11 protein-coding genes are annotated in these 11,115 nt (G+C 67.3%); 7 read left to right on the top strand and 4 right to left on the bottom strand.

Translation table 11 applies throughout. The annotated features are described in order from the left end of the window. The first annotated feature begins 43 nt into the window (after window positions 1-43). Complete coding sequence (locus GBO37_RS11890; RefSeq protein WP_046000067.1) at window positions 44-778, top strand: SseB family protein; 735 nt, start codon at window positions 44-46, stop codon at window positions 776-778. Window positions 779-826: 48 nt separating this feature from the next. Beyond that, window positions 827-1,531 (top strand): phosphatidylcholine/phosphatidylserine synthase, encoded by a 705-nt coding sequence (locus GBO37_RS11895; protein WP_045982728.1) that lies wholly within the window; start codon window positions 827-829, stop codon window positions 1,529-1,531. Here GBO37_RS11895 and GBO37_RS11900 read toward each other — a convergent pair. The 4 genes from GBO37_RS11900 to GBO37_RS11915 form a co-directional block, all read right to left on the bottom strand. Beyond that, the gene (locus GBO37_RS11900; RefSeq protein WP_252929147.1) at window positions 1,528-1,710 is read right to left on the bottom strand and encodes a hypothetical protein; all 183 of its coding nucleotides are present in this window, start codon (window positions 1,708-1,710) and stop codon (window positions 1,528-1,530) included. The genes GBO37_RS11895 and GBO37_RS11900 overlap by 4 nt on opposite strands. Before the next feature lie 71 nt (window positions 1,711-1,781). Next, entirely contained in the window at window positions 1,782-3,074 is a 1,293-nt protein-coding gene (fucP, locus tag GBO37_RS11905; protein ID WP_252929148.1) for an L-fucose:H+ symporter permease, read from the bottom strand. 112 nt (window positions 3,075-3,186) lie between these two features. Next, window positions 3,187-4,719 (bottom strand): sodium:alanine symporter family protein, encoded by a 1,533-nt coding sequence (locus GBO37_RS11910; protein WP_252929149.1) that lies wholly within the window; start codon window positions 4,717-4,719, stop codon window positions 3,187-3,189. Window positions 4,720-4,745: 26 nt separating this feature from the next. Then, complete coding sequence (locus GBO37_RS11915; protein ID WP_045982732.1) at window positions 4,746-5,180, bottom strand: universal stress protein; 435 nt, start codon at window positions 5,178-5,180, stop codon at window positions 4,746-4,748. Window positions 5,181-5,535: 355 nt separating this feature from the next. On the opposite strand from GBO37_RS11915, the gene GBO37_RS11920 reads away from it, so the two are divergent. The 5 genes from GBO37_RS11920 to mrdA form a co-directional block, all read left to right on the top strand. Further along, window positions 5,536-7,098, top strand: coding sequence for a 2-isopropylmalate synthase (locus tag GBO37_RS11920; protein WP_148911657.1), 1,563 nt, complete (start codon window positions 5,536-5,538; stop codon window positions 7,096-7,098). 183 nt (window positions 7,099-7,281) lie between these two features. Continuing rightward, window positions 7,282-8,316, top strand: coding sequence for a rod shape-determining protein (locus tag GBO37_RS11925; protein WP_045982734.1), 1,035 nt, complete (start codon window positions 7,282-7,284; stop codon window positions 8,314-8,316). A gap of 23 nt (window positions 8,317-8,339) precedes the next feature. Next, window positions 8,340-9,278 (top strand): rod shape-determining protein MreC, encoded by a 939-nt coding sequence (gene mreC / locus GBO37_RS11930; RefSeq protein WP_252929150.1) that lies wholly within the window; start codon window positions 8,340-8,342, stop codon window positions 9,276-9,278. Next, window positions 9,275-9,796 (top strand): rod shape-determining protein MreD, encoded by a 522-nt coding sequence (locus GBO37_RS11935; RefSeq protein WP_252929151.1) that lies wholly within the window; start codon window positions 9,275-9,277, stop codon window positions 9,794-9,796. The genes mreC and GBO37_RS11935 overlap by 4 nt, the downstream gene beginning before the upstream one ends. Window positions 9,797-9,806: 10 nt before the next feature. Next, the coding region (gene mrdA / locus GBO37_RS11940) for a penicillin-binding protein 2 (RefSeq protein ID WP_252929152.1) at window positions 9,807-11,115 on the top strand (1,309 nt) is incomplete at its 3' end.

The raw sequence follows: 11,115 nt of genomic DNA on the forward strand, positions 1-11,115 counted from the left end.
GCGGGCTTTACCGCTTGGCCAGCCAATTCGGAAAGGCCCGACCATGAGCGCGCTGGATGATCTTGCCCCCGTCCCGTTCCACGACGCGGATGCGCCGCAGCGGGCGCGGATGCTGTCGCGGCTGGCGGATACCGAGCTGACCGTGGCCCTGCTGCGCGAGCCGGTGCATGACCAGGTCGAATTGCAGATCTTCGATCTGGACGGGGCGCGCGTCGCGCTGGCCTGCGACGCCGAGGATCGGCTGGCGGATTTCTTCGGCCATCCCGTGGCTTACGCGGCGCTGCCGGGGCGGGTGCTGGCGGGACTGCTGAATGCGGACGGAGCGGGGTTGCTGGTCAATCCCGGCCACCCGTCCGAGATGCTGCTGGACAGCGGCATGCTGGATTGGCTGACAGGTGCGCTGGATGCCGCCCCTCAGGAGGGCCAGGCCCGGTTGCGCCTGACCGCGCCCGACCCGCAGGTGGCGCAGGCCTTGGCCGATCCGCTGGCCGAACGGCTGGCCGACCTGCGCGGACTGGTCGCAGGCGCGGCGCTGGTCGGCGCGTCGGGGGACGGTGCCGGGCATCTCCTGGTCATCACCGGCGCGCCCGTCGACCGCCAGCCGGCCATCGCCAAGGCCCTGGCCGAGGCGCTGGCGTTCCTTCCCGCCCAGCCCGGCGGCGTCGACATCAGCTTTTCGGACGCGCCGCCCCCGGCCGGTGCGCTGCTGTTCGACCTGACGCCCCCCGCGCCCGAGGAACCGGCACCGCGCCCGAAAGGCCCCCCGATCCTGCGCTGACCGGGCAAGTGCGGTTGCGTTGGGGGGTTCAACCTGCGATTAAACCGCATGCAGATGCGTCACAAAGCCCTTTCCGTCCATCTTTTGACCGCCACCGGAGCCGTTCTGGCCATGCTGGCCATGCTGGCCGCCGTGCAGGCGGACTGGGCGCTGATGTTCCTGTGGCTGGTGGTGGCCTTCGTCGTCGACGGCATCGACGGCCCGCTGGCGCGACGTTACGACGTCAAGAAGAACTGGCCCGCCTATGACGGCGTGCTGATGGACCTGATCATCGACTATCTGACCTACGTGTTCATCCCGGCCTTTGCGCTGTTCCAGTCGGGGCTGCTGTCGGGCTGGACGGGCTGGTTCGCGATCATCGTGATCGTGTTCACCAGCGTCGTCTATTTCGCGGACACGCGGATGAAGACGCGGGACAATTCCTTCGCGGGCTTTCCCGGCTGCTGGAACATGGTCATCCTGGTCCTGTTCGCGGTCAAGCCGCACTGGACCATCATCCTGCTGATCGTCACGGCGTTGAGCGCCGCGATGTTCACCAACATCAAGTTCATCCACCCCGTCCGGACTAAGCGCTGGCAGGCGATCTCGTTGCCGGTGGCGCTGGCTTGGGTGCTGTTCGCGGGCTGGGCCGCTGTGGTCGACTTTCACCCTGAAAGCTGGGCGAACTGGGGTCTTGTCCTGACCTCGGCATGGCTGCTGGTGGCCGGTGGCGCGCAGCAGATGATCCCGGTACGTCGCCGCCGCCGCCCTTAGGCCGCGCGCAGCCGTCCGGTCAGCCGCCGCAGCAGCGCACGCAGGGGTCCGCCGTGGCGCGTGGCGTTCAATGCGCCGATCTGATGGGGCAGCAGGAACAGCCCCGCGGTGGGCCGCGGCGCACGGCGCGCCATCGCCCGGCCGGCGTCGTCGAGATACAGTCCGTGATAGGCAAGCATGGGGGTGGTCCTTTCGCAGATCCTGACCCCTATGTTGGCGCTATCAGCCCAGCAGGCAACCGCCTGGCTGGTCAATGCTGCGTTGCAGCATCCGCATGGCGGGTCGAGCGCAGGTCGAACAGCCCGAAGGTCGCGACGACCAGGAAGCACAATCCCGGCACCACATAGGACAGCGCCGCGCCGTGGGAATCCATGACCGCGCCATGGATCAGCGGCACGGTCGCACCGCCCAGGATCGCCATGACCAGGCCCGCCGCGCCGAACTTGGTGTCGTCGCCCAGGCCGTGCAGGGCGATGCCGTAGATGGTGGGAAACATCAGCGACAGGCAGGCCGATACGGCGACCACCGCCCAGACACCCGCCAGCCCCGGCCCGGTGGCTGCGAACAGGCACAGGCCCGTCCCCGCCACGGCCATTACCGTCAGCAGCGCCGCTGGGCGGATCACGCCCATCACGCCGACCATCACGAAACGGGCGATCAGGAACACGATCAGGCTGGCCTGCAGGTACCATCCGGCCTGCGCCTCGGTCCCGCCAATGGCGGCGATCACGTACTGGATGGTGAAGGTCCAGACGCAGGTCTGGGCGGCCACGTTGAAGAACTGGGCCACCACCCCGAACACGTAATGCCGGTTCGACAGCAGCCGCCGCAGCGTCGGTGCGAACTGAACGCGGGCGGCGTCGGGGGCGATGGATTCGCGGTCGGTCGGGATGCGCAGGAAGGCGATGGCGATCCAGATGACCAGCAGCACGAAGGCCAGCCCGACATAGGGCGTCATGACCGCGGACAGCTCGGCGCGCTGGATCTGCTCCAGCGTCGCGGCGGGCATGGCGGCGCGTTCGGCGTCGGTTGCCGGGTTCAGACGCGGCAGGATCAGCGTCGCGGCCAGGAACACGCCGATGTTCGTGCCGACCGGATTGAAGGCCTGGGCCAGGTTCAGGCGGCGCGTGGCATTGCCCTCGGGGCCCATCGCGATGACGAAGGGGTTGGCCGAGGTCTCCAGGATCGACAGCCCCCCCGCCAGCAGGAACAGCGCGGCCAGGAAGTACCCGAAGGTCATGGCCTGCGCCGCCGGATAGAACAGGAAGGCGCCCGCCACCGCGCAGCCCAGGCCCGTCAGGATGCCGGTCTTGTAGGAGAAGCGCCGGTTGATGAAGGCCGCGGGCAGGGCCAGCAGGAAATAGGCCCCGTAATAGGCGAACTGGACGAAGGACGCCTGCAGCGTCGACATCGAGAAGATGCGCGAGAAGACCTGGACCAGCGGGTCGGTCATGTTCGCCGCGATCCCCCAAGCCGCGAAGCAGGTCACCAGCAGCGCGAAGGGCAACCGCATTCCGGGATGGACGAAGGGGGGCTTTGGCATCGGGGTTCTCCTGCGCGGACCGGCGCCGTTTGGCACAGATCGTCCGCGCGGACCACCGCGAATGAAAAGGGGGGCGGTTCCCCGCCCCCTGGTCGCGTCGCTGTCGCGGGCGTTATTCGTACTTGCGGATGTCGCCGGATTTCAGGCGGCCCAGATAGCGGTTCATCTCGGCCTTGACGACGGGCATCAGCAGGTACAGCGCGATGATGTTGGGGATCGCCATCGCAAAGATCATCGCGTCCGAGAAGTCGATGACCGGGCCCAGGCTGGCCGAGGCGCCGATGACCACGAACAGGCAGAAGATGATCTTGAAGATCAGCTCCTTGGTCTGGCCCTCCCCGAAGAGGAAGGTCCAGGCCTTCAGCCCGTAATAGCTCCACGAGATCATGGTCGAGAAGGCGAACAGCACCACCGCCAGCACCAGCACATAGCGGAACCAGCCGAACGCGCTGCTGAAGGCATCCGACGTCAGGGCAACGCCCGTGTTGCCGGTCACGGTGCGGATCTGGTCGCCCGCCTCGTTTAGGACGAACATGCCGGTCGTGGGGTCGGCGATCAGCTGCCCGGTGATGATGATCACCAGCGCGGTCATGGTGCAGATGACGACGGTGTCGATGAACGGCTCCAGCAGCGACACGAAGCCCTCGGTCACCGGCTCCTTGGTACGCACGGCGCTGTGGGCGATCGCGGCGGAACCGATGCCGGCCTCGTTCGAGAAGGCGGCCCGGCGGAAGCCCTGGATCAGGGCCCCGATGGCCCCGCCCACGACGCCGTCATTGGTGAAGGCGCCCGCGAAGATCTGATAGAACGCCTGACCGATCATGTCATAGTTCATGACGATGATGATCAGCGCCGTCCCGACGTAGAGCGCGGCCATGAAGGGCACGATCTTCTCGGTCACGCTGGCGATGGATTTCAGGCCGCCGACGATGACCAGGAACACGATGATCGCCATCACCACGCCGGTGATCCAGCCGGGATAGTCGCCCACCACGTTGATCAGCTGGGCATGGGCCTGATTGGCCTGGAACATGTTCCCGCCGCCAAAGCTGCCCAGGATGCAGAAGATCGCGAACAGCACGGCCAGGATGCGCCCGCCGGGCAGGCCGCGTTCGGCGAATCCCTTGACCATATAGTACATCGGGCCGCCCGACACGGTGCCGTCCGCGTATTCGTTGCGGTATTTGACGCCAAGCGTGCATTCGGTGAACTTGGCCGCCATGCCCAGAAGACCCGCCAGGATCATCCAGAACGTGGCGCCCGGCCCGCCGATGCTGACGGCCACCGCGACGCCCGCGATGTTGCCCAGGCCCACGGTGCCCGACAGGGCGGTGGTCAGCGCCTGGAAATGGCTGACCTCTCCGGCGTCGTTCGGATCCGAATAGTCGCCCCGGACCAGCGCAATGGCATGGCCGAAGGCGCGCAGCTGGATCACGCCAAAATAGATGGTAAAGGTCGTGGCCGCGATCACCAGCCAGGCGACGATCCAGGGAAAGCTGGTGCCGGGAAAGTTGGAAAAGATCAGGCTGACGAACCAGCCCGTGGAATTGGCAAAGACCTGGTTGACGGTTTCGTCGATGCCCTGTGCCGCGGCGGGCCCCGCGGCCAGCGCCGCAAGGGCCGCGGCTGTGATGCGTGTTCTCATTGCTCTTGTCCCTGTTGGTTGGCCGGTCACGGCACGATGACCACGGGCACCGGCGCGACCTGCGCCAGCGTCGCCGCGACCGATCCGAAGATGCGCGAGGCAAAGCCCGAATCGCCCATCCGGCCGATGAAGATCATCGCCGCGCCCTCATCCTTGGCGATGCGGCACAGCGTTTCGGCGATGTGGCCGTATCGCAGCGTGGTCGCGCAGGGGATGCCCGCGTCCTCGACCCGCTTGACCATGGGGGTCAGGATGGCGGCTTCGGCGCGCTGCAGCTCCTCCTTGCGGCGGCGGTGTCGTTCCTCGACCTCGCTTGGCGTCAGGAAGCTGTAGGGCGACCATTCCAGAACATGCGCGATCAGGATGTGATCGCCCTGCGCCTGCGCGCGCGAGATGGCAAAGTCCAAGGCGCGGATCGAGGCATCGCTGCCGTCGAAACCGACGACGATCTTGCGTGACATTCGTTGCCCTCATCTGTTGGTTGTCGTTTTTCGTTGTCGTGATCAAAGGATAGGCAGGCTTGCCGGGCGGGGCCAGACATAAATGTGTCGCTACAATGGCAAAGGTCGGAACTGCCTTGCGGACGGGCGGTGTCGATCAGGGGTTTTCAAGATGCGCGCGGGGGGGCATATTCGCGGCCATGACCCGGATGCGCCACATCGCCACCGCCCGCACCGCGCCCCACGGCGCGCGTCTGGCCGTGCAGCTTCGCGGTCTGCTGCTTCTTACGCTGCGCTGAGCGGGTCTTCCGGGCCGCCGCTCAGACAGGTCAGCGCCCGGGAAACCCCACAGGACCACGTAAGAAGGACCAAGCCAATGACCGAACAGAACCGCGTCGTGATCTTTGACACCACGCTGCGCGACGGCGAACAGTCGCCCGGCGCCACCATGTCCCACGCCGAAAAGCTGGAAATCGCTGCTATGCTGGACGAGATGGGCGTGGACGTGATCGAGGCCGGATTTCCCATCGCCTCGGAAGGCGACTTTGCCGCCGTGTCCGAGATCGCGAAACAGTCCAGGAACAGCGTGATCTGCGGTCTGGCCCGCGCCCAGCTGCCCGATATCGACCGCTGCTGGGAGGCCGTGAAGCATGCCCGCCAGCCGCGCATCCACACCTTCATCGGCACCTCGCCGCTGCACCGGGCGATCCCGAACCTGGACATGGACCAGATGGCGGACCGCATCCACCAGACGGTGACCCATGCGCGCAACCTGTGCGACAACGTGCAATGGTCGCCCATGGACGCCACGCGGACCGAGCATGATTATCTGTGCCGGGTGGTGGAAATCGCCATCAAGGCCGGCGCCACCACGATCAACATCCCCGACACGGTGGGCTATACCGCGCCGCGCGAAAGCGCCGCCCTGATCGCAATGCTGCTGGAGCGCGTGCCCGGCGCGGACCAGATCATCTTTGCCACGCATTGCCACAACGACCTGGGCATGGCGACCGCCAACGCCCTGGCCGCGGTCGAGGCCGGTGCCCGCCAGATCGAATGCACGATCAACGGTCTTGGCGAACGCGCCGGCAACACCGCGCTGGAGGAGGTGGTGATGGCGATGCGGGTCCGCAACGACATCATGCCGTTCCGCACAGGCATCGACACGACCAAGATCATGGGCATCTCGCGTCGCGTGGCGGCCGTGTCGGGCTTTCCGGTGCAGTTCAACAAGGCCATCGTCGGCAAGAACGCCTTCCTGCACGAATCCGGCATCCACCAGGACGGCGTGCTGAAGAACGTCGAGACCTTCGAGATCATGCGCCCTGCCGATATTGGCCTGACCGAGAACAACATCGCCATGGGCAAGCATTCGGGCCGCGCCGCGCTGCGCGCCAAGCTGGCCGATCTGGGATACGAGGTCGGGGACAACCAGTTGAAGGACATCTTCGTGCGGTTCAAGGCCTTGGCCGACCGCAAGAAGGAGGTCTATGACGACGACATCGTGGCCCTGGTCCTGGACGCTGCCGCCAACACGGCCGAGGATCACCTGCAGGTCAAGCACCTGCGCGTCGTCTGCGGCAGCGACGGCCAGTCCGCGGCCCTGACCATGATCGTGGACGGGGTCGAGAAGCGGGCCGAGACGACCGGCGACGGGCCGGTCGATGCGTGCTTCAACGCGGTGCGGGAGATCTTTCCGCACGACGCGCGGCTGCAGCTGTACCAGGTCCATGCCGTGACCGAGGGCACCGATGCGCAGGCCACCGTCAGCGTCCGCATGGAGGAGGAGGGCCGCATCGTCACCGGCCAGGCCGCCGATACGGACACGATCCTGGCCTCGGTCAAGGCCTATGTGGGGGCGCTGAACCGGCTGATTCTGCGCCGCGCGATGACCGGTCGCGACACTGACGCCAAGCAGATCAGCATGTATTCGCACTGAGGCGCGGGGGGCATCGTGTCCCCCCGGCACCACCCCCGCGAGAAATGCCGCTGTCGGCCCAATGCGCGCATCGGGGCTTTTCCGGTGCGGCGCACGGCTCTATACGGGGCCACGTCCGTCAGGGCGATCACGCACCATCAAAACAGGGCAGGCCGGGCCAACCGGCGGGAAAAGGATACGGGCATGGCATTCGGCGGTTTGTTTTCGACCGACATCGCAATCGACCTGGGGACGGCGAACACGCTGATCTATGTCAAGGGCAAGGGCATCATCCTGAACGAGCCCTCGGTCGTCGCCTATCACGTCAAGGACGGCAAGCGCGTCGTCCTGGCGGTCGGAGAGGACGCCAAGCTGATGCTGGGCCGCACGCCGGGAAGTATCGAGGCCATCCGCCCGATGCGCGAGGGCGTCATCGCCGATTTCGACAGCGCCGAGCAGATGATCAAGCATTTCATCAAGAAGGTGTTCAAGCGCACGACCTTCTCCAAGCCCAAGATCATCGTCTGCGTCCCGCACGGCGCGACCCCGGTCGAGAAACGCGCCATCCGCCAGTCGGTCCTGTCCGCGGGCGCGCGCAAGGCGGGCCTGATCGCCGAACCGATCGCGGCGGCCATCGGCGCAGGCATGCCCATCACCGAACCCACCGGCAGCATGGTCGTGGACATCGGCGGCGGCACGACCGAAGTCGCGGTCCTGTCCCTGGGCGACGTGGTCTATGCGCGCTCGGTGCGCATCGGCGGCGACCGCATGGACGAGGCGATCATCAACTATCTGCGCCGCAACCAGAACATGCTGATCGGGGAATCGACCGCCGAACGCATCAAGACCAGCATCGGCACCGCCCGCATGCCCGATGACGGGCGCGGCGCGACCCTGATGGTGCGCGGCCGCGACCTGCTGAACGGCATCCCGAAGGAAATCGAGATCAGCCAGGCCATGGTCGCCGAGGCGCTGTCCGAGCCCGTCCAGGCCATCTGCGAGGCCGTGATGGTCGCGCTGGAGGCGACGCCCCCGGATCTGGCCGCCGACATCGTCGACCGCGGCGTGATGCTGACCGGCGGCGGCGCCATGCTGGGCGAGCTGGACCTGGCGCTGCGCGAGCAGACCGGCCTGTCGATCAGCCTGGCCGACCAGCCGATGAGCTGCGTGGCCCTGGGCACCGGCAAGGCGCTGGAGTTCGAAAAGCAGCTGCGTCACGTCATCGACTACGACAGCTGATCGCGCAGGCAGGGAGCGCCTGAATGGCGCAGAAGAGCACCGATTTCGCCACCCCCGTGCGCCGCGTCCTGATCGCGGTGCTGGCGCTTTCGCTGCTGGCGGTGTTCCTGTTCTGGCGCATCGACAGCCCGCGGGCCGAGATGATGCGCACGGCGATGATCGACCGCATCGTGCCGCGGTTCGAATGGGCCGTGGCCCCGGTGACCAAGGTCACCCAGATGGTCGCGGGCTTTCAAAGCTATGCGCGCATCTATGAGCAGAACCAGGAACTGCGCCGCGAATTGCAGCGCATGTCCGCCTGGCGTGAGGCCGCCGTCCAGCTGGAGCAGGAGAACTCCAAGCTGATGGCGCAGAACAACGTCCGCATCGACCCGGCCCTGACCAGCGTCACGGGCGTGGTGATGGTCGACAGCGGTTCGGCCTTCCGCCAGTCGGTGCTGCTGAACGTCGGCGCCCAGGACGGCATCATCGAGGGATGGGCCACCATGGACGGGCTGGGGCTGGTCGGGCGCATTTCCGGCGTTGGGAACCGGACCAGCCGCGTCGTGCTGTTGACGGACCCCTCGTCGCGGTTGCCGGTGACGGTCCAGCCGACCGGCGAACGGGCGCTGCTGACGGGCGACAACACGCCGCTGCCGCTGCTGGAATTCGTCGAGCAGGCCGACAACGTCCGTCCTGGCGACCGGGTCGTGACCTCGGGCGACGGGGGCGTCTTTCCCGCCGGGGTGCTGGTGGGTCAGGTCGCGCAGGGCAGCGACGGGCGGCTGCGCCTGCGCATGGCGGCCGATTACGAACGCTTGGAGTTCCTGCGCGTGCTGCGGTCGCATCCGGCCGAGGCGGTGGTCGACAGCGCCGCCATCATCCTGGGCCAGGACAGCGGGCTGATCGGGCCGCAGCTGCCGGCCTCTCCGGTCGACGCGGCGGCGGCCAGCGATCCGCTGGACCCGGGTTCCACGCCATGATCCAGCTGCCCAGCCGCAGCTTCGTCTTGGGAACGCTGGTGTTTCTGGCCTCGGTCTGGGCGCTGCTGTTCGTGCGGCTGCTGCCCCTGTCGGCGGGCATCATGGGCTGGCCCGGCCCCGACCTGGCGCTGGCGCTTATTCTGGCCTGGGTGCTGCGCCGCCCCGACCAGCTGGCCGCGCCGGTCATCGTGCTGGCCATCCTGGTCGAGGACGTGCTGCTGATGCGCCCCCTGGGCCTGTGGACCGCCATCGTGCTGCTGGGATCCGAGGCCGCACGTCTGCGAGAGCCCCGTTGGCGCGATCAGCCATTCATGGTTGAATGGTTCCGCGTGGGCGTGCTGATCGGGCTGATGATGCTGGGCTATCGCTTGGTGCAGGTCGTGTTCGCGCTGCAGGTGCCGGCCCTGGGGCAGGTGATCCTGCAGTTTCTGGCGACGGTGGCGGCCTATCCGCTGGTCGTCTTCGGGGCGCGTTGGCTGATCGGGCTGCGCCGCCTTGGCCGCGGCGATCCGACATGAGGACAAGGGCATGAAGAAGTCCCAACGCGAGATCCTGGACAGCTCCCGCCAGATCACCCGGCGCGGGCTGATGCTGGCCGGCATCCAGGTGGCCACCGTCACCACGCTGGCGCTGAAGATGCGGTCGATGCAGCTGGACCATGCCGAGGAATACCGCACGCTGGCGGACGGCAACTCGATCAAGATCCGGCTGCTGCCGCCGTCGCGCGGGCTGATCCTGGACCGCAACGGGATCATCATCGCGGGGAACGAACAGAACTATCGCGTCACCCTGACGCGCGAGGAGGCGGGCGGCGACGTCCAGGCCGTGCTGCGCCGCCTGTCGCGGCTGGKGCCCATGACCGACGCCCGCATGGCCGAGCTGATGGACGAGTTCTCCCGCCGCAGCGCCATCACCCCCATCGTGCTGGCCGACCGCCTGACCTGGGAGCAGTTCAGCGCCATCGCGGTCAACGCCCCGTCGCTGCCCGGCGTCACGCCCGAATCGGCGCTGTCGCGCGCCTATCCGCGGGCGGGCGATTTCGCGCATGTCATGGGCTATGTCGGCCCCGTCAGCGATTACGACCTGTCGCGGATCGAGGACCCTGACCCGGTCCTGCTGCTGCCGGACTTTCAGCTGGGCAAGATCGGGGTCGAGGGCCGCATGGAGGAGATCCTGCGCGGCAAGGCGGGCGCCCGCCGCGTCGAGGTCAACGCCCAGGGCCGCGAGATGCGCCAGCTGTCGCGCCAGCAGGGCGAACAGGGGGCCACGCTGCAGCTGACGCTGGATGCCGCCTTGCAGAACTATGCCGCGCAGCGGATGGGCACCGAAAGCGCCGCCGCCGTCATCACCGACTGCCAGACTGGAGAGCTGCTGACGATCTGTTCGTCGCCCAGCTTCGATCCCAACAAGTTCGTGCGCGGCATCAGCAGTCCCGAATACCGCGCGCTGATGGATCACGACCACCGCCCCCTGGCCGACAAGACGGTGCAGGGCGTCTATCCGCCCGGCTCGACCTTCAAGATGGTCACGCTGATGGCCGGGCTGGAGGCCGGGGTGATCGACGCGGGCACCCGGTTCTATTGTCCGGGCTACACCGAACTGGGCGGCCGGCGGTTCCACTGCTGGCGGCGCGGCGGGCATGGCACCGTCGATGCGATCAAGAGCCTCGAGGAAAGCTGCGACGTCTACTACTACGAACTGGCGCAGCGGGTGGGCATCGACCGGATTGCGATCATGGCGCGCGAGCTTGGCCTGGGCCAGCGCCACGACCTGCCCATGTCGGCGGTGGCCGAAGGGATCGCCCCCGACCGCGAATGGAAGATGGCCCGCCACGGCC

It is taken from the genome of Paracoccus sp. 08 (assembly GCF_024105395.1).
GTDB classification, from domain to species: domain Bacteria; phylum Pseudomonadota; class Alphaproteobacteria; order Rhodobacterales; family Rhodobacteraceae; genus Paracoccus; species Paracoccus marcusii.